This window comes from Lacinutrix sp. (assembly GCF_037625555.1).
Classification (GTDB): Bacteria; Bacteroidota; Bacteroidia; order Flavobacteriales; family Flavobacteriaceae; genus Lacinutrix.
This window is the reverse complement of record NZ_JASJHV010000044.1, coordinates 55,419-75,964: the sequence shown is the minus strand read 5'-3', so window position 1 is coordinate 75,964 and position 20,546 is coordinate 55,419. Positions and strand designations below refer to the sequence as shown.

At 30.9% G+C, this 20,546-nt stretch carries 25 protein-coding genes; 24 read left to right on the top strand and 1 reads right to left on the bottom strand.

What is annotated here, in order from left to right; genetic code table 11:
- Positions 1-31: 31 nt before the first annotated feature.
- Entirely contained in the window at positions 32-1,048 is a 1,017-nt protein-coding gene (locus tag QNK89_RS02900; protein WP_340169465.1) for a glycosyltransferase family 9 protein, read from the top strand.
- A 53-nt stretch (positions 1,049-1,101) separates the two neighbouring features.
- Here QNK89_RS02900 and QNK89_RS02895 read toward each other — a convergent pair whose 3' ends face one another.
- Positions 1,102-2,157 (bottom strand): ferredoxin--NADP reductase, encoded by a 1,056-nt coding sequence (locus QNK89_RS02895; protein ID WP_340169464.1) that lies wholly within the window; start codon positions 2,155-2,157, stop codon positions 1,102-1,104.
- Positions 2,158-2,252: 95 nt separating this feature from the next.
- Here QNK89_RS02895 and QNK89_RS02890 point away from each other — a divergent pair, with 95 nt between their 5' ends.
- The 23 genes from QNK89_RS02890 (at position 2,253) to QNK89_RS02780 (ending at position 20,520) form a co-directional block, all read left to right on the top strand.
- Positions 2,253-2,591, top strand: a complete 339-nt coding sequence (locus QNK89_RS02890; protein ID WP_340169463.1) for a PadR family transcriptional regulator — start codon at positions 2,253-2,255, stop codon at positions 2,589-2,591.
- Positions 2,591-3,085: a hypothetical protein gene (locus QNK89_RS02885; protein ID WP_340169462.1), complete on the top strand. Its 495-nt coding sequence runs from the start codon at positions 2,591-2,593 to the stop codon at positions 3,083-3,085. The genes QNK89_RS02890 and QNK89_RS02885 overlap by 1 nt, the downstream gene beginning before the upstream one ends.
- Before the next feature lie 542 nt (positions 3,086-3,627).
- Positions 3,628-3,813, top strand: a complete 186-nt coding sequence (locus tag QNK89_RS02880; RefSeq protein ID WP_340169461.1) for a hypothetical protein — start codon at positions 3,628-3,630, stop codon at positions 3,811-3,813.
- A gap of 88 nt (positions 3,814-3,901) precedes the next feature.
- Positions 3,902-5,377 carry a DUF5687 family protein gene (locus QNK89_RS02875; protein WP_340169460.1) on the top strand — a complete coding sequence of 492 codons (1,476 nt, stop codon included), beginning with the start codon at positions 3,902-3,904 and terminating at the stop codon, positions 5,375-5,377.
- Positions 5,378-5,384: 7 nt separating this feature from the next.
- Entirely contained in the window at positions 5,385-6,092 is a 708-nt protein-coding gene (locus QNK89_RS02870; protein WP_340169459.1) for an ABC transporter ATP-binding protein, read from the top strand.
- A 157-nt stretch (positions 6,093-6,249) separates the two neighbouring features.
- Positions 6,250-8,799 (top strand): hypothetical protein, encoded by a 2,550-nt coding sequence (locus QNK89_RS02865; protein ID WP_340169458.1) that lies wholly within the window; start codon positions 6,250-6,252, stop codon positions 8,797-8,799.
- Positions 8,800-8,825: 26 nt separating this feature from the next.
- Positions 8,826-9,227: a polymer-forming cytoskeletal protein gene (locus tag QNK89_RS02860; RefSeq protein ID WP_340169457.1), complete on the top strand. Its 402-nt coding sequence runs from the start codon at positions 8,826-8,828 to the stop codon at positions 9,225-9,227.
- Positions 9,199-9,420 carry an AtpZ/AtpI family protein gene (locus QNK89_RS02855; protein WP_340169456.1) on the top strand — a complete coding sequence of 74 codons (222 nt, stop codon included), beginning with the start codon at positions 9,199-9,201 and terminating at the stop codon, positions 9,418-9,420. Before QNK89_RS02860 ends, QNK89_RS02855 begins: the two co-directional genes overlap by 29 nt.
- A 473-nt stretch (positions 9,421-9,893) precedes the next feature.
- Positions 9,894-11,021, top strand: coding sequence for a F0F1 ATP synthase subunit A (atpB, locus tag QNK89_RS02850; protein WP_340169455.1), 1,128 nt, complete (start codon positions 9,894-9,896; stop codon positions 11,019-11,021).
- A 32-nt stretch (positions 11,022-11,053) separates the two neighbouring features.
- Complete coding sequence (gene atpE / locus QNK89_RS02845) at positions 11,054-11,242, top strand: ATP synthase F0 subunit C (protein ID WP_194551881.1); 189 nt, start codon at positions 11,054-11,056, stop codon at positions 11,240-11,242.
- Positions 11,243-11,331: 89 nt separating this feature from the next.
- Complete coding sequence (locus QNK89_RS02840) at positions 11,332-11,832, top strand: F0F1 ATP synthase subunit B (protein WP_340169454.1); 501 nt, start codon at positions 11,332-11,334, stop codon at positions 11,830-11,832.
- 5 nt (positions 11,833-11,837) lie between these two features.
- Complete coding sequence (gene atpH / locus QNK89_RS02835; protein WP_340169453.1) at positions 11,838-12,374, top strand: ATP synthase F1 subunit delta; 537 nt, start codon at positions 11,838-11,840, stop codon at positions 12,372-12,374.
- Between the two features lie 59 nt (positions 12,375-12,433).
- Positions 12,434-14,014 carry a F0F1 ATP synthase subunit alpha gene (atpA, locus tag QNK89_RS02830; RefSeq protein WP_340169452.1) on the top strand — a complete coding sequence of 527 codons (1,581 nt, stop codon included), beginning with the start codon at positions 12,434-12,436 and terminating at the stop codon, positions 14,012-14,014.
- 59 nt (positions 14,015-14,073) lie between these two features.
- The gene (gene atpG / locus QNK89_RS02825) at positions 14,074-14,934 is read left to right on the top strand and encodes an ATP synthase F1 subunit gamma (protein WP_340169451.1); all 861 of its coding nucleotides are present in this window, start codon (positions 14,074-14,076) and stop codon (positions 14,932-14,934) included.
- A 107-nt stretch (positions 14,935-15,041) separates the two neighbouring features.
- The gene (locus tag QNK89_RS02820; protein ID WP_340169450.1) at positions 15,042-15,167 is read left to right on the top strand and encodes a hypothetical protein; all 126 of its coding nucleotides are present in this window, start codon (positions 15,042-15,044) and stop codon (positions 15,165-15,167) included.
- A 123-nt stretch (positions 15,168-15,290) separates the two neighbouring features.
- Complete coding sequence (locus tag QNK89_RS02815) at positions 15,291-15,452, top strand: hypothetical protein (RefSeq protein WP_340169449.1); 162 nt, start codon at positions 15,291-15,293, stop codon at positions 15,450-15,452.
- A gap of 30 nt (positions 15,453-15,482) precedes the next feature.
- On the top strand, positions 15,483-15,740 hold the full coding sequence (locus tag QNK89_RS02810) for a hypothetical protein (RefSeq protein WP_340169448.1): 258 nt from the start codon (positions 15,483-15,485) through the stop codon (positions 15,738-15,740).
- Positions 15,741-15,837: 97 nt separating this feature from the next.
- Positions 15,838-16,677, top strand: coding sequence for a hypothetical protein (locus QNK89_RS02805; protein WP_340169447.1), 840 nt, complete (start codon positions 15,838-15,840; stop codon positions 16,675-16,677).
- Between the two features lie 131 nt (positions 16,678-16,808).
- A complete protein-coding gene (locus tag QNK89_RS02800) occupies positions 16,809-17,339 on the top strand; it encodes a hypothetical protein (protein WP_340169446.1) in 531 nt (176 codons plus the stop codon).
- A gap of 124 nt (positions 17,340-17,463) precedes the next feature.
- Complete coding sequence (locus tag QNK89_RS02795) at positions 17,464-18,924, top strand: oligosaccharide flippase family protein (protein WP_340169445.1); 1,461 nt, start codon at positions 17,464-17,466, stop codon at positions 18,922-18,924.
- 35 nt (positions 18,925-18,959) lie between these two features.
- Positions 18,960-19,202, top strand: a complete 243-nt coding sequence (locus QNK89_RS02790) for a hypothetical protein (RefSeq protein WP_340169444.1) — start codon at positions 18,960-18,962, stop codon at positions 19,200-19,202.
- The gene (dut, locus tag QNK89_RS02785; RefSeq protein WP_340169551.1) at positions 19,103-19,393 is read left to right on the top strand and encodes a dUTP diphosphatase; all 291 of its coding nucleotides are present in this window, start codon (positions 19,103-19,105) and stop codon (positions 19,391-19,393) included. The genes QNK89_RS02790 and dut overlap by 100 nt, the downstream gene beginning before the upstream one ends.
- A 107-nt stretch (positions 19,394-19,500) precedes the next feature.
- Positions 19,501-20,520 (top strand): sugar phosphate nucleotidyltransferase, encoded by a 1,020-nt coding sequence (locus QNK89_RS02780; protein WP_340169443.1) that lies wholly within the window; start codon positions 19,501-19,503, stop codon positions 20,518-20,520.
- Positions 20,521-20,546 lie beyond the last annotated feature (26 nt).

Below are 20,546 nucleotides of genomic sequence, written 5' to 3'. Positions count from 1 at the left end.
ATTTTTGCTACAATTAGCAAGTAATTTTAACATGCCAAAACAAAAACACATTTTAGTCATTCGTCTCTCTGCAATGGGAGACGTTGCTATGTCTGTACCTGTTTTACGTGCCTTTACACAACAACATCCTAATATTAAACTTACCGTTTTAACGAGAGCCTTTTTTAAACCTTTTTTTAAAGATTTAAAAAATGTAACAGTGTTTTCTGCAGATTTAAAAGGAAAGCATAAAGGCATTTTTGGGCTATATAAACTCTCAAAAGAACTTAAAAATTTGGGAGTTAACCAGGTAGCAGATTTACACAATGTTTTAAGAACTAAAATTTTAAAGTTTTTTTTCTTCGGAAAAACATTCAAACAAATTGATAAAGGAAGAAAAGAAAAAAAAGCATTAGTTGCCGGAGTATTGTTTCAGCAATTAAAAACAACATATGAGCGTTACGCAGATGTTTTTAGAAATTTAGGTTATACTCTAGATTTAGTTAACCCTATATTTCCAGAGCAATTAAAACTTACAGAAAATACACAAACGTTTTTAGAAAAAGATAATAAACATTGGATTGGTATAGCACCTTTTGCTCAGTATCAATCAAAAATGTATCCATTAGACTTGTTACAACGCGTTATTCAAGAATTATCTAAAAGGCACAAGGTTATTTTATTTGGTGGTGGAGATCAAGAAGTTAAAGTATTAGACACCATACAAAAAAAGCATGATAATGTTATTAATCTAGCAGGCAAATTAACGTTAACAGAAGAATTAGAAGTAATTTCTAATCTAGATGTTATGTTGTCTATGGATTCTGGGAATGCACATATAGCAGCAATGTTAGGAAAAAAGGTAATCTCGATTTGGAATGTTACGCATCCATATGCAGGCTTTTCTCCTTTTAATCAACCAAAAGAATATAATCTGCTAACCAATAGAGAGCAGTTTCCATTAATACCTACCTCTATTTATGGGAATAAATATCCAGAACATTATAAAGAAGCCTCTAGATCGATAGCACCAGAAACAGTGATTAAAAAAATTGAATCTGTTTTATAAAAAAAGCCTCACTATTTAGTAAGGCTATGGGTTTAAAAGTTGAGTACTATTTTTTAAATATCATCATAATCTACAACTATTTTTGAGCTTGTAGGATGTGCTTGGCAAGTTAAAACTAAACCTTCTGCAACCTCATTATCTGTTAGAATATTGTTTTGTCTCATAGTAGCCTCTCCTTCTGTTATTCTTGCAATACAACTACTACAAATACCGCCTTGGCAAGAGTAAGGTGCATCTAAATCTTTTGCTAATGCAGCCTCTAAAATGGTTTGAGATTGTGGCATAACAAAAGTTTCTTCTTCGTCATCCACAATTACTTTAATTTCTGTTTCTCCTGTATTTATAGCGTTTTCAATAGTTTGTTCTGTTTTAGTAACTTTAAAAAGTTCAAAAAAGACAGTATCTTCTGCAATACCATTTTCAGTTAGTACATCTTTTACAGTATGTATCATGGCTTCTGGTCCACAAAGGTAAAAGGCATCTATTATAGTGTGTTTATATTTGTTTTTTACAATAAGGTTTACAGTGCTTTTTTCTATGCGACCAAATAAAGCATCAGGTTCTTGAGACTGACTAAAAATAAACTTAATATCAAAACGTTCTTTATAGTAGTGATGAAGCTTAAGTAGCTCTTCAAAAAAGATAGTGTCTTTAGCTGTTTTATTACCATAAACTAAAACAAAAGTACTGTTTGGCTCTTCTTCTAAAACCGTTTTTGCAATACTTAATACTGGAGTAATACCGCTTCCAGCAGCAAAAGCAGCTACAGTTCTAGTTTTTGAAGCATCTGCCTTAAACATAAATCTACCTTGAGGTTCTGCAACCTCTAAAGTATCACCTTCTTTTAGTGCATTGTTTGCGTATTTAGAAAACGTTCCATTTTCAACCTCTTTAACTGCCACAGTTATTTCTCCACTTTTTGGAGATGAGCACAAAGAGTAATCTCTAAGTACCTCATTGCCTTCTATAGTTGTTTTAAGTGTAATATATTGTCCTGCTATAAAATGAAAATTAGATTTTAACTGGTCTGGAATAGTAAAACTTAACGTCACACATTTGTTAGTTTGACGTGTTATATTATTTATGGAAAGCGTATGAAATTGCGACATGTTTTTTATTTTTTGTAAAAATAGTGAAGCTTTAAACCAATTTAAATCAATTTTGTAAAAATATTATGCATAAGAAAATTATGTATAATTGATAAATGAGTAATTCTAAATTATATAAAGGTAGTTTAACCACTATTATTCTAAAGCTTTTAAACGAAAGCGATAAAATGTATGGTTACGAGATTACACAAAAAGTAAAAGAACTTACTAAAGGTGAGCTAAAAATTACCGAAGGTGCATTGTATCCTGCCTTGCATAAACTTGAAGCTGAAGGCTTACTAAATGTTGAGGTTAAAAAAGTAGGCAACCGCTTGCGTAAATACTATAACATTACCGAAAGTGGAACAAAAGAATCTAGCAATAAATTAAACGAATTGGCTAATTATATTGCTACAATGCAAGCATTGGTTAACCCTAAATTTAGTTTAGAATAATGGTAAAATTAACAAAAGAAGAGATACAGTTTATAGATAATTATCTAGACAATTCTGAGGTTATTTATGCAGATATACGTTTAGAAATTACAGACCACATCGCTTCAGAAATTGAAGCGATAATGGAAACTGATAAAACAGCTATTTTTTATGATGTTTTTAAATCTTATATGGTTGAAAACAAAGCAAATTTACTTAATGAAAACAAAAAATTTGTTAATGCTGTTACAAACCAAAACTGGAAATTAATACTTAAAGAATTAATAAACTTTAAAACAATAAAACATGTGTTTTTTATTCCAATGTTTTTAATGATACCTATTGCAATAGTGTATCTTATCTGTACTAAAATGTACGATTTTTCAAGATTCTCTGGAGTAGAACGGCTTGGTTTTATTTTCACTATTTTATTTAATATTTTCCATTTTATATCAATTATAACACAGCCAAGAATAGAAGAATTTAGTACTGTAATAAGTAGGATTATTGCTTAATACAAGCGTAATATTAATCTATACTTTCGTCAAAGTATCAATAGACGTTATCAAGTCTTACATATCAAGATATAAAACCGTTGCATGAAATTAACAAAAACTCAAATACAAAACCTATATACTTTTACAAAAAACCATTTTGTAGAATATTATGACTTGCAAACCGAGCTCGTAGACCATTTAGTAAACGATATCGAGTAAACATGGCAAGAACAACCAAAACTCTCTTTTGAAGATGCAAAAGCAAAAGCGTTTAAAAAATTTGGCATCTTCGGTTTTATGGAACCTATAGAGCAAAAGCAAAAAACTATGAACAAAAGGTCATACGTTATTTGTGGACATAACTTAAAAAGTGGTTTGTAATACCTCAAATTATAATAACGGCAGCACTATTTTTATTTTTTTATATAGCGTTATCAACACCTTACGCTAAACACCTTTCGGTTACTTTTTATATTTTAATAGCATTATGATGTGGTCATAAAAGCTGGAGATTAAGTAAACTGTTAATATGTTTAAAGGAAAACTCTACTAGAAAGTATATGCTTGAAGACCTTATTTTTATACAAGCTGGAGGTGCAACTTTAATTTTTCTATCTCAATTGCATGTTGTTTTTGATGTTTCAGATAAATTTTCTGATAATAATTATACCGTTTCAGCATTAGCATTCGTTTTTACAATACTTATTTTTATTAAATTATATAAGTTTAGAATTGCTTCCCAATAAAGCAGAAAAACTACTAAAAGAAACCTATCTAGAATTTTCTTTGTAACAAATGTGGTATTTTGGACACTAATTAACTAAACCAAAGACTATGCTTAAATATTTTATTAGTTTAGAATGGAAATCTTTTTTTAGATCTACTTCTTTTAAAGTGAATTTAGCACTAAAAATACTAATGATTATTGGAGCCGTTTTTATGCTCCTGTATGCCACTTTAATAGGAGTAGGTGCGTATTTCCTTATCGAGGACCACGTAGACCCTAATCCATTAAAAATAATTAATAAGTTTTTAATTTTCTATCTAGTTGTAGATTTAGCGATACGTTATTTTCTTCAAAAAATGCCTATTGTAAATATAAAGCCACTGCTTTATTTGCCATTAAAAAAGAATGAAATTGTAAGTTTTGGTATTAATAAAACCATAATTTCTTTTTTTAATATTATTCATGGTTTCTTTTTTATTCCATTTTCTATTGTTTTAATTGCAAAAGGAGGTCACGACTTTGTTAATGTTTTAGGTTGGCATATAGCATTATTAGGTCTGTTCTTTTGTAATAATTTTATAAACATATTTGTAAATAGTAAAGACGCAGTATTTTACTCAATAATTTTAGTTTTGTTTGGTTTAGTAGCATTATTATATTTTGATGTTTTTGATATTACCATTTATACTGCACCAGTTTTTCAAGCATTTTTTGACACACCCTATCTAGCAATAATTCCATTAATTTTAGCTTATATATTATATAAAATGGCTTTTAGTTATTTTAGAAAAAACCTCTATCTAGATGCTGGATTAGCAAAAAAAGTAGCCATTGCAGAAACAGATAATATGTTATGGTTAGATAGGTTTGGTAGTGTTTCAACCTTTTTAAAAAACGATATAAAATTAATACGAAGAAATAAGCGCTCTAAGACAACAGTAATAATGAGTGTAATTTTTATATTCTATGGTATGCTATTTTTTACAGGAGCTGTAGAAATGTACGATGGTCCTTTTTGGCGCGTTTTTGCAGGAATATTTATTTCTGGAGGATTTCTATTTAGTTTTGGACAATTTGTGCCAAGTTGGGACAGTGCCTATTATCCATTAATGATGAGCCAGAATATTCGCTATAAAGAATATTTAGAATCTAAATGGTATTTAATGGTTATTGCAACAGTAATCTCTACTGTAATAGCCTCATTTTATCTCTATTTTGGCTGGCAAGCTTATGCAGCAGTGGTTGTTGGAGCCATCTATAATATTGGTGTAAATTCTCATGTTGTACTTTGGGGAGGTGCATATATAAAAACACCAATAGATTTATCAACTAATAAAAAGGCTTTTGGAGACAAAAAAGCTTTCAATGTAAAAACGTTATTATTAACCATACCAAAATTAGTATTACCAATGGTAATTTATGCTGTAGGACATTTTCTTTATGGAGAAATTCTTGGATTTGTACTTGTTGCAGTATTTGGTGTAATAGGATTTTTATTTAAAAATAAAGTCTTCAGTATTATAGAAAAAATTTACAAAGCAGAAAAATATAAAACATTAGCTGCATACAAACAAAATAATTAACAGTACTATGATAACAACCTCAAACCTTTCAAAATCTTACAACGGTGTATCCGTTTTAAATATAGAAAATTTAGACATTCCAAAAGGACAAAGTTTTGGCTTAGTTGGTAATAATGGTGCAGGAAAAACAACTTATTTTAGTTTGCTTCTAGATCTTATTCAACCAACAACAGGACATATAAAAAACAATAATGTATTAGTTAGCGAAAGTGAAGACTGGAAACCTTTTACGTCTGCTTTTATAGATGAAACTTTTTTAATTGGATATTTAACAGCAGAAGAATATTTTTATTTTATTGGAGAACTTAGAGGGCAAAACAAACAAGAAGTAGATGCGCTTTTATCTCAATTTGAGGATTTTTTCCATGAAGAAATCTTAAATAAGAAAAAATATTTGAGAGATTTAAGTAAAGGAAACCAAAAAAAAGCAGGTATTGTTGCTGCGCTTATTGGTAATCCAGAAGTAATAATTCTTGATGAGCCTTTTGCAAACTTAGATCCAACCACCCAAATTAGACTAAAAGGAATTATTAAAGATTTGGCACAAACTAAAGGTATAACTGTCCTAGTATCAAGTCATGATTTATTGCACGTTACAGACGTTTGCGAGCGTATTGTTGTTCTCGAAAAAGGAGAAATAATTAAAGATCTAGCAACAAGTGAGGCGACTTTAAAAGAATTAGAAGCTCATTTTTCTGGAGTTACAGAAAGTTAAACCACCTAAAACCCTTACATTTTAACAGGTGCTTTTCTGGAATTTCTTACTGTTTTATCGCTAAAACTCAAAAAGATGCTTATTTTTACGTGCTTATCTAATAGCTAACAATATTCGTTTAAGTTTAAAGTTATGTATTAGACTAAATACAATACCGTTGAAAACAGTAAAAAAACATATACTATTTATAGCAGTTACTGCCTTAGTTATAACTGGTTGTTCTCGTAAAAAAAACAGCTTTATTACAAGAAATTTTCATGCTGTAACTACAGAATATAATGCCTTATTTAATGGATACAATGCTCTAGAACAAGGGAAGACAACTTTAAATAATGCTTATAGAGATAACTATTGGGAAATTTTACCAGTAGAGCGTATGCAAGTTTCTGAAGAGATGTTTATGCCTGGAGAATCTAAAAATCCAAGCTTTAATACAGCAGAAGAGAAAGCTGTAAAAGCCATACAGAAGCATGGGATGAATATTCAAGGAAAAGAATATAATCCACAAATAGACGAAGCGTATCTCCTTTTAGGAAAAGCGCGTTATTTCGATCAGCGTTTTGTACCTGCTTTAGAAGCCTTTAACTATATATTATATAAATATCCAGCAAGTAGTAATATTAACCAAGCAAGAATTTGGAGAGAGAAAACTAATTTACGTTTAGAGAACGACGAGTTAGCTATTAAAAATATTAAAACGCTTTTATTTCAAGAAGAATTAAAAGTCCAAGACTTGGCAGATGCTTCTTCTACAATTGCACAAGCCTATATTAATACACAATCTTTAGACAGTGCATTAACCCAAATTAAAATTGCGGCAAACACAACTAAAATACGTAACGAAGAAGGTAGGTATTACTTTATAGAAGGACAATTGTACAATGCATTACAAGATAAAGATAGTGCTAACTTAGCTTTTGATAAAGTAATAGATTTAAACCGAAAAATTCCACGTAAATATTTAATAAGTGCTCATGTTGAGAAGGCTAAAAATTTCGATTACGATAAAGGAAATAAATTAGAATTTATAGAGTATCTAACAGATTTAGAGGAGGACAGAGAAAACAGACCTTTTCTAGATCAAATATATCACCAAGTAGCACAATACCACTCTAATTTAAAAGCCGATTCCTTAGCAACAGTTTACTATAATAAGTCTCTGCGCACAAATTCTCAAGATAAAATTCTAATGGCTAGAAACTCCGAGATTCTAGGAGATATGAATTTCGATATCAATAATTATAAAATAGCAGGAGCTTATTTCGATAGTACAATGACTAAAATGGTTTTAAACAGTAAACCATATCGCGCCATTAAACGAAAAAGAGAAAACTTAGACGATGTTATTTATTATGAAGGCATTGCTGAGGTAAACGACAGCATAATACGTCTGGTCAAAATGAGTAAACCAGAAAGACAAGCTTATTTTGATGACTATGTTGCAAAATTAAAGCAAGCAAAGGAAGAGGAAGCAGAACGTTTAGCAATAGAAAAACAAAAAGCAGGATTGGCTCAAAATAATGCAGGCCAAACTCAAGGTAATAATGTCAATCCTAAAGCAGGCAACGCAACAACATCTTCTTTTTATTTTTATAACAACCAAACAGTTGCTTATGGAAAAAACGAGTTTTTGCGTATTTGGGGAGATAGAGAAAATACAGATAATTGGAGATGGTCTGACGGTTCAAAAAGTTCAAAATCTTCAGCAACTTCTAATACAGATGTTGCAAGTGTAGAAGGAGATAAATTCTTAGATTTAAATTTTTATCTAGAACAGATTCCATCAGATAATAAAGTAATAGACAGTATCGCTAAAGAACGAAATTTTGCCTACTATCAACTTGGGCTTATATATAAAGAGAAATTTAAAGAGTTCGAATTATCTAAGTCTAAGTTTACAAATTTGTTAAATAACAACCCAGAAGAGCGTTTAATATTACCTTCAAAATATAATTTATTTAAAATAAATGAAATCTTAAGAAAAACAGCAGCAGCAGAAAGCCTTAAAAACGATATTATTTCTAATTACCCAGAAACTCGTTACGCTCAAATTTTAAGTAATCCAGAAACAGCTTTAGCAAAAGACGATAGTAGCCCAGAAAGTATTTACGAAGAAACCTACAGGCAGTTTGAAGCACAAGAATTCGAAGCAGTTATAAAAAAGTGTGAACAATATGTAAGTGCTTTTGAAGGAGATGAAATTGTGCCTAAATTCCAATTATTAAAAGCGTTTGCAAAAGGAAGATTAGAAGGTTTTGTTGCCTATAAAAAAGCACTAAACGATGTAGCAGTAAATTATGCTAATACAGAAGAAGGAGTCCAAGCTCAATCTATAATAGATAAGTCTCTAAAAGGCTTAGAAAATTCAAGATTCGAAAACGATGCAAGTGCTACCAAATGTAAAGTAGTTTATCAATTTGCAAGTACAGCAAAAAAGGAAATGAAAGATTTCCAGAAAGCTTTAGAAGAAACATTAGCAGAAGCAAAATATAATAATATGTCTAGCTCTATAGATGTTTACGATAAAGACAAAACATTTATTGTAGTACATGGATTAAGAAGTATTGAAACAGCAAAGGCCTTTATAGCTTTATTTCATGAAGAATTAAGAGAAAAAATAGAACGTCCGTTTTTTGGCATTTCAACCAATAATTATAGAACACTTCAAATACATAAAAACCTACAAGTATATACAACTAACCTATAGTTCGCATAACCCTAAATTTAATAGCAATGTTTTCTGATAACAAAAAAGGCAAACAAAACGAAAATTCTTCAATTCAAAACATAATAGCAAAAGGAACAAAAATTGTTGGCACCTTTACTAGTGAAGGAGACATAAGAGTAGATGGTATAATTGAAGGAGATGTAATAACTCCTGGTAAAGTTGTTGTTGGTAAAACAGGAGAAATACATGGTTCTTTACAGAGTACAAACGCTTATTTTGAAGGAAAACTAATAGGTAAACTAAACCTAACAGGAACACTAACCTTAAAAGCTTCTGCATATATTGAAGGCGATGTTGTTACACAAAAACTAGCAGTAGAACCAGGTGCAACATTTAACGTCTCTTGCGTGATGAAAAGCACAGTAAAAGATCTTAATAGTGAACAAAAAACCAAAAAAATCGCTTAATCCATATTTAAGATTTACATCTGTTGCTTTTCAAATGGGTGGCACAATTTGGCTTGGTAATATGCTTGGTGAATGGTTAGACAATAAATACCAAACAACCTATTTAGAGAATACAATCACATTATTAGCTGTTTTTACAGCAATGTATTTAGTAATAAGTCAGGTTTTAAAAATATCTAAGGATAATGATTAAACAAATTGTTTACTGTTTTCTTTCTTTTTTAAGTTTGTTTTTTGTTGCTTTTATAGCTCAAGACTATACTTTAAAAAGTTCAGAAATATATTTGCCATTTTCTCTTTTACAAGTTTACCTTTTTCATTTTTCAGCATCCTTTATAATAACCTTTGTTTTCCTGCTCTTGTCTAACTCCTTAAAATGGGCTTCGCAATTAGGTTTTATGTATATGTTTACATTCTTAACAAAGATTTTATTTTTTGCAATAGTGTTTAAAAATAATATTCTTGGCGACACTTCTTTAACTAAAATAGAAGCCCTAAACCTTCTAATACCTGTCTTCCTTTTTCTATTTCTAGAAGTCTATTTTATTGCTAGAACTTTAAACAAAAAACAGCTTAAAAAGTTATTAAAGAAAAATTAATTTTATTTTCAAATAATTACCTACCTTTGCACGGAATTTAAAATACAGTTTTTTGATTTTTTTAACAATGAAGGTAGCTAAACAAACTTTTAAATTTTTCGTCTTTATATCTATGCTTTTTGCAAGCGCTTTTGCAATGGCAGATACAACTGTTAATGATGGTAAATCAGATGGGGGTCAAGTAGATACAAAAAAGGAGGTAGAAGATTATATTCTTCATCACATTCAAGATTCTCACGACTTTTCTTTATACTCTTACACGAGCGATTCAGGAGAACGTAAACATTTAGGTTTTCCGCTACCAGTAATTTTATGGTCTAGTAATGGATTAGTAACGTTTATGTCTTCAGAGTTTCATCATAATGACGATGGAAGTGTTATAGTTGAGAAAAACGGATCAAAATTTGTAAAAATTCACTCTAAAATTCACGAATTAGATGCTGGAGCAACTACAGTTGCTTACGATGAAGATCATCATGCAACAAATGCACATAGAATTTGGGACTTCTCAATCACAAAAAGTGTTTTTGGTGTATTAATAATAGGTTTATTAATGTTAATCTGGTTTTCTGGTTTAGCAAGACAATATAAAAAGAAACAAATACCAACAGGTTTTGCAAGAGTCCTTGAGCCTTTAGTATTATATGTAAGAGACGAAATTGCAAGACCAAATATTGGAGAAAAGCATTACAGAAGATTTACAGGTTATTTACTAACAGTGTTTTTCTTTATATGGATATTAAACTTACTAGGTTTAACACCATTTGGTTTTAATGTAACGGGACAGTTAGCAGTTACAGCCTGTTTAGCAATATTTACATTAGTTATTTATACAGTTAGTGGAAACAAAGATTACTGGATGCATATTTTATGGATGCCAGGAGTGCCAATTTTAATTCGCCCAGTATTGGCAATTATAGAATTAGCAGGAGCTTTAATAATTAAGCCGTTTTCATTATTAGTACGTTTGTTCGCAAACATATCAGCAGGTCACATTGTGGTAATGAGTTTAATAGCAATTATGTTTACACTAAAAGAATCACTTGGTGTGGTTGGTGCAACAGGATTGTCGTTAGTATTATCATTTTTTATAACATTAATTGAGGTTTTAGTTGCTTTCTTACAAGCTTATATCTTTACAATGCTTTCAGCATTGTTTATAGGTATGGCAGTAGCAGAGCACGAGCATCATTAATACATTTTGTTTAATTTAATAAATCAATTACTATGTACAATTTAATTGGAGCAGGTTTAATCGTAATCGGAGCAGGAATAGGTCTTGGTCAAATTGGAGGAAAAGCAATGGAAGGTATTGCTCGTCAACCAGAAGCAACAGGAAAAATCCAAACAGCGATGATTATTATTGCAGCACTTTTAGAAGGGCTTGCATTCGGTGCTTTATTCTTAGGAAGATAAGCAGCAATCAAACTTTAAAACACAAATCTGCAACGGTTGGTTGCAGGTTGTGTTTTTAAAATTAGACAAAAAAACAAACACATTTAGAAATGGATAAGTTATTAAATGATTTTTCACCTGGATTATTTGTAGTCCAAACTATTTTACTTTTACTATTAATTTTATTAATGGTAAAATTCGCGTGGAAGCCTATTATGAATTCTTTAAACGAAAGAGAAGAAGGTATTCAAGGCGCATTAGATTCTGCTGAAAAAGCAAAATTAGAAATGCAAAATCTTCAAGCAGATAACCAAAAGTTATTATACGATTCGCGTGCAGAGCGCGAAGCAATGCTTAAAGAAGCACGTGAGATGAAAAACACAATGATTGACGAGGCTAAAGCAGAAGCACAAGCGCAAGCAAACAGCATGATTGCTCAAGCACAAGCAGCTATAGAAAGCGAAAAGAAAGCAGCAATGGCAGAACTTAAAAGTCATGTTGCCACTTTATCTGTAGATATTGCAGAGAAAGTAGTACGTCAAGAATTATCTAACAAAGACAAGCAAATAGCATTAGTTGATTCTTTATTAAAAGAAGCAACACTTAACTAGTAGTTATGGCAGGAGCAAGAGCAGCAATACGATACGCAAAAGCAGTAATAAGCTTAGCAAAAGATCAAAAAACAACAGATGTTGTAAATAATGATATGAAGCTAATAACAAATACTGTTGAGCAAAGCAAAGACTTAAGCGATATGCTTAATAATGCAGTAGTTAGCACTTCAATTAAAAAATCTGCTTTACTAGAAATTTTTAAAGGTATTAATCCTTTAACAGTAAACGCTATAGATACATTGGTTGCTAATAAAAGAATTGCTATACTTCCAGAAGTAGCAAAGCAATACACTGTTTTATTCGATAAATTAAATGAAACTGAAGTTGCAACAGTAACTACAGCTTTACCATTAACAGACGATTTAAAAGTAAAAGTTTTAGCAAAAGTTAAAGAACTTACTAGAAAAGAAGTAGCTGTAGAAAATATTATAGACGAAACTATCCTTGGAGGTTTCATATTACGAGTAGGAGATTTACAATACGATGCAAGTATTACAAATCAACTAAACAAATTAAGAAGAGAATTTACATTAAATTAAAAAATGTTAGAAATAAGACGTCTAACGTCTCAAACCTAACATCTAATATCTAAATAAAGATGGCAGAAGTAAAACCAGCTGAAGTATCAGCAATCTTAAAACAACAACTTGCAGGATTTGAAGCTAGCGCTTCACTTAATGAAGTTGGAACAGTATTAACTGTAGGTGATGGTATCGTTCGTGCTTACGGATTAGCTAACGCTCAATATGGAGAATTAGTAGAATTCGAAGGCGGATTAGAAGGTATTGTACTTAACCTAGAAGAAGATAACGTAGGTATTGTATTATTAGGAACTTCAGTAGGCGTTAGAGAAGGTTCTACTGTAAATCGTACTAACCGTATTGCATCTATTAAAGTAGGTGAAGGTATTGTTGGTCGTGTAGTAGATACACTTGGAAATCCTATCGATGGAAAAGGTCCTATTACTGGAACAACATACGAAATGCCACTAGAGCGTAAAGCACCTGGTGTAATTTACAGAGAGCCAGTAACAGAGCCATTACAAACAGGAATTAAGGCCATAGATGCTATGATTCCAGTTGGTAGAGGACAGCGTGAGTTAGTAATTGGTGACAGACAAACAGGTAAAACGGCAGTTTGTATTGATGCTATCTTAAACCAAAAAGAATTTTACGATGCAGGTGAGCCTGTATATTGTATATATGTTGCAGTTGGGCAAAAAGCGTCAACAGTAGCTTTAATTGCAAAAACATTAGAAGAAAAAGGAGCTTTAGCTTACACAACAATAGTAGCTGCAAATGCATCAGATCCTGCTGCAATGCAAGTTTATGCACCAATGACTGGAGCATCTATTGGAGAATATTTTAGAGATACTGGTAGACCAGCATTAATTGTTTTTGATGATTTATCAAAACAAGCCGTTGCATACCGTGAAGTATCTTTACTATTAAGACGTCCACCAGGACGTGAGGCATATCCTGGAGATGTATTTTATTTACACTCAAGATTATTAGAGCGTTCTGCAAAAATTATTAATAATGATGCGATAGCTAAAGAGATGAACGACTTACCAGATTCGCTTAAGCCAATCGTTAAAGGTGGAGGTTCTCTTACAGCTTTACCAATTATTGAAACACAAGCAGGTGACGTTTCGGCATATATTCCAACAAATGTAATTTCTATTACAGATGGTCAGATTTTCTTAGATGGAGATTTATTTAACTCTGGTGTTCGTCCAGCAATTAACGTAGGTATTTCTGTATCTCGTGTTGGTGGTAATGCACAGATTAAATCAATGAAAAAAGTGTCTGGAACATTAAAACTAGATCAAGCACAGTATCGTGAATTAGAAGCGTTTGCTAAGTTTGGTTCAGATTTAGATGCTGTTACTTTAAATGTAATTAACAAAGGAAAGCGTAACGTTGAAATCTTAAAGCAAGGTCAAAACGATCCCTTTAAAGTAGAAGACCAAGTAGCAATTATTTATGCTGGATCTAGAAACTTATTAAAAGACGTTCCTGTAGAAAAAGTAAAAGAATTCGAAAGAGATTACTTAGAATTTTTAAACGCTAAACATAGAGATGTTTTAGATACTTTAAAAGAAGGAAAATTAACAGACGAGGTTACAGATACATTATTAATTGTATGTAACGACCTTTCTGCTAAATACAGATCATAATTAACATTCCTACTTTTAAACATTTAGAAGTGGGAATATTATATTTCATATTTTAAAATATGGCAAATTTAAAAGAAATACGTAATAGAATATCTTCGGTATCTTCAACGATGCAGATTACTAGTGCCATGAAAATGGTATCTGCTGCCAAGTTAAAGAAAGCCCAAGACGCTATTACAGCAATGCGTCCTTATGCAGACAAGTTAACTGAGCTTTTACAAAGCTTAAGTGCAACTCTTGATGCTGACTCTGGAAGCCAGTATTCCGAAGAAAGAGAAGTTAAAAATGTACTTATTGTTTCAATCTCATCAAACAGAGGTTTAGCAGGTGCTTTTAACTCCAATATTATCAAGCAAACACAATATTTAATTGATAATGTACACTCAGGAAAAAAGGTTTCGGTAATTGCAATAGGAAAGAAAACTAACGATTCTTTTTCTAAGAAAGGAATTGTAATTGCAAATCATAGTGAGATTTATGATGATTTAACTTTCGATAATGTTGCTGCAATAGCAGAAATGTTGATGGATAAGTTTGTTACTGGTGAGTTCGATAAAATCGAAATTATTTATAACAAGTTTAAAAATGCAGCGACTCAAATTGTAATGACTGAGCAATTTTTACCAATTGTTCCTGTAGAAGGAGAAGTAAATGTTAATGCAGATTACATATTTGAGCCTTCAAAAATCGAAATTGTAGAACAATTAATACCAAAGTCTTTAAAGACCCAATTATATAAAGGTATTAGAGATAGTTTTGCAAGTGAGCATGGTGCACGTATGACAGCAATGCACAAAGCAACAGATAACGCTACGGAACTTAGAGACCAGTTAAAATTAACATACAATAAAGCACGTCAAGCTGCAATTACCAACGAAATCCTTGAGATTGTTGGTGGAGCAGAAGCTTTAAATAACTAATTTCTGATAAATCAAAAATAAAAATAAAAAACCTTGTTCTTCTTGAGCAAGGTTTTTTATTTTAAAACTTAAAATGGCTATTTATAGCATTTAAAACAAACCTTATTATGAAAAAACTTTTACCAATTCTTCTGTTATTAATTTGTTCAATTGCATCTGCACAATTAAAAGTTGGTAACATCGATCTAAATTTTGGAGAAACCATAGAAAACAAAGATGGAGATGTAATTTAAATTGCAGGAGAAAAAGGAAACATAGTTTATGCAATAGCTAGAAAGAAAAAGAAATTTTTCTTACAAACATTCGACGCTTCTACAAAAGCTTTTAAAAGTAGTTCTTTACTAAAGTTCGACAAGATGAATGGTAGTAGATTACTAATAGAAGCTTTAACTATTGTAGGAGAAAAAGTGTTTTTAATGTTGTCTTATTATGATAAAAAAGCTAAGACGTATAATTTTTTAGCAAAAGAAATAGAAGTTAAAAAAATTATAAAAACAACGAATGTGCTTTCAGTATAAGTAGAAAGTAAAAGTAAGCGAGGAAGTTTTGTGTTTACTCCCTCTTTTGATGAGTTTAATTACCTTATCGCTCACGTTGGTATTAATTCTAGAAAAGAGCAGTTAAAGTACACAGTTACACTATTAGACGATAACCTTACAGCGCTTTTAACAGATAGCTACGAAATTGTATTTGAAGAAAAAAACAGACAGTTATTTGACTTTTCAGATGTACAAGTAAATGAGCATGGAGATGTATTAATTGCAACAACAGAAAGCTATAGAGACAAGAAGAAGAAAACAAGTTAATAACATTACAATTCATTCTTATTTAGCAAAAAGCTATTATAAAAAGCAAGTAACAAAAGTAAGTTTAACTGGTAAAAGAGCATTAAACTGTAGCTTAATGGAAACTAAAGACAATACTTTACATGCAATTGGTTTTTATTCAGATATTAAGAAAAGTGGAAGAGCAGAATACAAAGTTGAAGGTATATACGATGTAACTTTTAATTACACAACAGTAGAAGTAACAAAGAAAACATTTAATGAGTTTACTTTCGATGTTAAAAAACAGCTTATAGGCGAGAGAAGAGCAAAAAAAGGAAAAGATTTAAAACCATTTTATAAAAACATTTCATTTGTAGAAAGAGATAATGGAGGTGTCATTGTACTTTCAGAATATAAAGTTATTATAGAAGGAAGGTCTAGTGGTTTTGGTCCATTATCTATTACACCTTATACATACATAACAAACGAAATTATAGTTACAGCCTTAAAAAAGGATGGTACTTTAGATTGGAGTAATGTAATTCCAAAAGAGCAACAAGTTACCGTATCAGAATTAGGTTTTTCTTTTGGACTTTTTGGAGGTTCAGGAGGAGTGTCAGTTTCAGCTGGATTCTATTTTCCATTAACTGTTTTGGGTAGTGGTCCAGAATACTTAAGCGCAATACCAATTTATCATAATGGGCAATTAACAGTAATTGTAAATGACGACCCAAAAAATATTGGAATTACAAGCATGGATGATGTTAGAAAAGTTAGAAACGTAAATAAAATGATACCTGTAGCCTTTTCATTTAACGAGCAAACAAGAGAATTAACAAGAGACGATCCTAGCGAATTTAAAAAAAAGCAAATTGTCGTAAGACCAGCAACAAAGTACAGTAAAACGTCTAATAATTATCTTATATATGGAGGTAATAAAAAAGGAAGTTCTTTAGGAGAGTTGATTTTAAAATAAAAATAACTAACAATATTTATAAAGCCTTATTCTATTATTGAGTAAGGCTTTATTCTTTTAATAACACATCTTAAAGCTTTAAAAATTGGAATGAATATTGTTTTACTATATTTAAAACTTAATAAAACACCATGAAACCGTTAAAAAAATTAGCATTCTTAGCATTATCTATTCTTGTACTAACAAGTATCACACATTGTAAAAGCTCTAAAAATAAATCTAATTCTAAAGAAGTGATTACTCAAGAAAAAGAAATGCCAATGATTATTAATAATGCTTATTTTCAACGTTGGGTTGCAGGACAAGAAGCAGGAGGTTCTGGAATAAATATTTATTTCCCAGAGCTTATTAACGCTTCAAATTATAAGCTAATATCTGTTTATTTTAGAAGTATGGTAGGAGATATACAATCTGGAAAAGCCATGTATTTTGCAAATCTAAAATCTAACAAATCAGATTTAGTAATGAGTAATGAGAAAAATGCAGAGTATGGTAACACAACACCTACAGCTTTAGAACCTTTTCCATTCGAACTAAAAGACAACGAATGCATAATAAGTTACATAGATAATGGTGAAACAAAATACTTTCAAGTGTATAATATAGCAGAAAAAGTCGCAGAATATTATCCTTCTGCTCCACCCAAACAAAATAAAGATTAGGTTTTTTAGTTTATAATAGCATAAACGATTATAAATACTAACTAGTAAAAGATAAAATGTAATCTAAATTACTTTTATAGGTCTAACAAAATCGATACATTTAGACTAATTATTATATACCAATTTGAGCGGATTTAAATCTCTTTTTAAGCAAATATTTATATATGGTTTAGCAACGGTGTTACCACGAATGTTAAGCTTTATTTTGGTGCCACTTTATACAGATCCTGCTGTTTTATCTACAGCAGAGTATGGGCGTGTTTCTTTTATATTTGCCTACTTTGTACTTTTTAATGTAGTATTAGCTTACGGTATGGAGACCGCGTTTTTTAGGTTTTTTAATAAAGAAGAGAGCCAAGAAAAAGTAACAAGTACTTCTTCTATATCATTAATAATAAGCTCTTTTGTTTTATTAGGAACAGCCTTTTTTTTCAAGAATCAAATTTCTACGTTAATAAATATAGAGGTTAAGTATCTAAATTTAATCTTTATAATATTATTATTAGATGCTTTAGTTATTATACCATTTGCCTGGTTACGTGCAACAGCAAGGCCTATGCGTTATGCAATAATTAAAATATTAAACGTCATAATAAACCTAGGTCTTAATGTTTTCCTCCTCTTATACTTAAAGGACTTAGTAAAAGAACATTCGATTTTTAATACTATTTATATTCAAGATTTCGAAATCAGTTATATATTTATTTCTAACCTAATAGCTAGCGCAATTACCTTATTGTTGTTACTTTCATTTTATACTAAAATCAAATTTAAATTTGATAAAGTGCTTTGGAAAAAAATGATGCGTTATGCAATGCCTGTGCTTATAGCTGGAATAGCGTTTTCAATAAATGAAACCTTCGATAGAATTTTACTAGAGAAATTATTACCAGCCAATATAGCAGATGAGCAGATTGGAATGTACTCTGCCTGTTACAAACTAGCTTTGTTTATGACCTTGTTTGCAACAGCATTTCGTTTAGGTATTGAGCCTTATTTTTTCAGTCATTCTAAATCTGAGAACCCACAAAAAAACTATGCAAAAATCTTAGAGTTTTTTGTTGTTTTCGGTTCTATTATCTTATTAGCTGTTGTTGTTTTTGCCGATGTTTTAAAACCTTTCATTATTAGAAGCGAAGCGTATTACGACGCTATGTGGATTGTTCCTTTTATTTTACTAGCAAACTTTTGTCTAGGTATCTATCATAACCTTTCGGTATGGTACAAAATAACAGATCGCACAAATTTTGGCGCCTATATTTCAATATTTGGTGCTATTATTACATTAGTATTAAATTACCTATTAATTCCAAAAATTGGCTTTAAGGGTTCAGCAATTGCAACACTTTCAGCATATGCAGTAATGATGTTGTTGTCTTATTTCTTTGGTAGAAAGTATTATCCAATACCATATAACATAAAAAAGATAGTATTATATTTTAGCCTTTCAGTACTGTTCTCTATGTTGTACTTTTACATTTTTAGAGGTAATTATGTTATTGGAATTGGAGCATTAATTGTATTTTTAGCCATCGTTTTTCAGCTTGAAAAAAAGGAATTAAAACAACTATTAAAAAGTAAGTAATCTGTCATTGGCAGTGAAGCTAAGAATCTTATAAAATGAACATAAAAATAATAAATAAATCCAATCACGCCTTACCGCATTACGAAACCATTGCCTCAGCTGGTATGGATTTACGAGCAAATATTCAAGAAAGCATCATATTAAAACCAATGGAGCGCACCATTGTACCAACAGGCTTATTCTTAGAGCTTCCAGTAGGTATAGAAGCACAAGTAAGACCAAGAGTAGGCTTGCTGCAAAAAAAGGTATTACAGTGCTTAATGCTCCTGGAACGGTAGATGCAGATTATAGAGGAGAAGTAGGTGTAATTCTAGTTAATTTATCTTCGGAAGAATTTGAAATAGAAAATGGAGAACGTATAGCACAATTAGTAATAGCTAAACATGAAAGAGCTCAATGGCAGGAGGTAGAAACACTTTCTGAAACTAAAAGAGGTGAAGGTGGCTTTGGTAGTACAGGAGTTTCTTAATAAACCTTATATATTTACAAGAATATTAGGTTTAGGGTAGTCTAAACCTATTTTAAATATTTAATAATCACATTTCCGTTTTCACGGAAACGAAAACATAATTTTCCATGAAAATAATAGTACCAATGGCAGGACGAGGTTCTCGACTGCGACCACATAGTTTAACAGTACCAAAACCGTTAATACCTGTTGCAGGACAACCTATTGTGCACCGTTTAGTAAAAGACATTGTTAAAGTATTAAACCAACCAATTGAAGAAATTGCATTTGTTCTAGGAGATCCAGCTTGGTTTGGAGACGATGTTGTTTCTAGTTTAAAAGACTTAGCTAAAAGTTTAGGCGCTAAAGCTTCTATTTATAGACAAGACCAACCTTTAGGAACTGGACACGCAATTATGTGTGCAAAAGAATCACTATCTGGACCAGCCGTAATAGCTTATGCAGATACACTTATACGTGCTAATTTTAATTTAGATCCAGAAACAGATGCTGTTATTTGGGTAAAACAAGTAAATAAACCAGAAGCTTACGGTGTTGTTAAGTTAAATGACAACAAAGAAATTGTTGAACTTGTAGAAAAGCCAGAGCAATTTGTAAGCGATCTAGCAGTTATTGGTATTTATTACTTTAAAGAAGTTTCTGTATTAAAAACAGAACTACAAAAAGTACTTGATAATAACATTATTAATGGTGGAGAATACCAAATTAATGATGGAATTAAGGGTATGATGGCTAACGGAAAAGTTTTTAAAACAGGTGAAGTTAGCGAGTGGATGGATTGTGGTAATAAAGCTGTAACTCTAGAAACCAATCAACGTATGTTAGGCTTTTTAAAAGCAGATGGTGAGGAGCAATTACAAGCAAACTCTATAAAAAAGGAAAATTCAAATATTATAGAACCTTGTTATATTGGTGAAAATGTAATTTTAAAAAACACTATAGTTGGCCCAAATGTATCTATAGGGAACAACTGTGTTATAGAAAATAGTACAGTTAAAAATAGCCTAATACAAAACAATACCACAATAAAAAATGCTAATTTAGTTGAAGCTATGATAGGTAATCATGTAAAATACGATGGTAAATTCACTAAAATTAGTATAGGAGATTATTCAGTTTTAGAGTAACATTCTTGAGCATCTAGGAATCTCAT

Coding starts and splice junctions, on each gene's coding strand:
- QNK89_RS02900 (WP_340169465.1), top strand. CDS start 32: ATGCCAAAACAAAAACACATTTTAGTCATTCGTCTCTCTGCAATGGGA.
- QNK89_RS02895 (WP_340169464.1), bottom strand. CDS start 2,157: ATGTCGCAATTTCATACGCTTTCCATAAATAATATAACACGTCAAACT.
- QNK89_RS02890 (WP_340169463.1), top strand. CDS start 2,253: ATGAGTAATTCTAAATTATATAAAGGTAGTTTAACCACTATTATTCTA.
- QNK89_RS02885 (WP_340169462.1), top strand. CDS start 2,591: ATGGTAAAATTAACAAAAGAAGAGATACAGTTTATAGATAATTATCTA.
- QNK89_RS02880 (WP_340169461.1), top strand. CDS start 3,628: ATGCTTGAAGACCTTATTTTTATACAAGCTGGAGGTGCAACTTTAATT.
- QNK89_RS02875 (WP_340169460.1), top strand. CDS start 3,902: ATGCTTAAATATTTTATTAGTTTAGAATGGAAATCTTTTTTTAGATCT.
- QNK89_RS02870 (WP_340169459.1), top strand. CDS start 5,385: ATGATAACAACCTCAAACCTTTCAAAATCTTACAACGGTGTATCCGTT.
- QNK89_RS02860 (WP_340169457.1), top strand. CDS start 8,826: ATGTTTTCTGATAACAAAAAAGGCAAACAAAACGAAAATTCTTCAATT.
- atpB (WP_340169455.1), top strand. CDS start 9,894: ATGAAGGTAGCTAAACAAACTTTTAAATTTTTCGTCTTTATATCTATG.
- atpE (WP_194551881.1), top strand. CDS start 11,054: ATGTACAATTTAATTGGAGCAGGTTTAATCGTAATCGGAGCAGGAATA.
- QNK89_RS02840 (WP_340169454.1), top strand. CDS start 11,332: ATGGATAAGTTATTAAATGATTTTTCACCTGGATTATTTGTAGTCCAA.
- atpH (WP_340169453.1), top strand. CDS start 11,838: ATGGCAGGAGCAAGAGCAGCAATACGATACGCAAAAGCAGTAATAAGC.
- atpA (WP_340169452.1), top strand. CDS start 12,434: ATGGCAGAAGTAAAACCAGCTGAAGTATCAGCAATCTTAAAACAACAA.
- atpG (WP_340169451.1), top strand. CDS start 14,074: ATGGCAAATTTAAAAGAAATACGTAATAGAATATCTTCGGTATCTTCA.
- QNK89_RS02820 (WP_340169450.1), top strand. CDS start 15,042: ATGAAAAAACTTTTACCAATTCTTCTGTTATTAATTTGTTCAATTGCA.
- QNK89_RS02815 (WP_340169449.1), top strand. CDS start 15,291: ATGAATGGTAGTAGATTACTAATAGAAGCTTTAACTATTGTAGGAGAA.
- QNK89_RS02805 (WP_340169447.1), top strand. CDS start 15,838: ATGGAAACTAAAGACAATACTTTACATGCAATTGGTTTTTATTCAGAT.
- QNK89_RS02800 (WP_340169446.1), top strand. CDS start 16,809: ATGAAACCGTTAAAAAAATTAGCATTCTTAGCATTATCTATTCTTGTA.
- QNK89_RS02790 (WP_340169444.1), top strand. CDS start 18,960: ATGAACATAAAAATAATAAATAAATCCAATCACGCCTTACCGCATTAC.
- QNK89_RS02780 (WP_340169443.1), top strand. CDS start 19,501: ATGAAAATAATAGTACCAATGGCAGGACGAGGTTCTCGACTGCGACCA.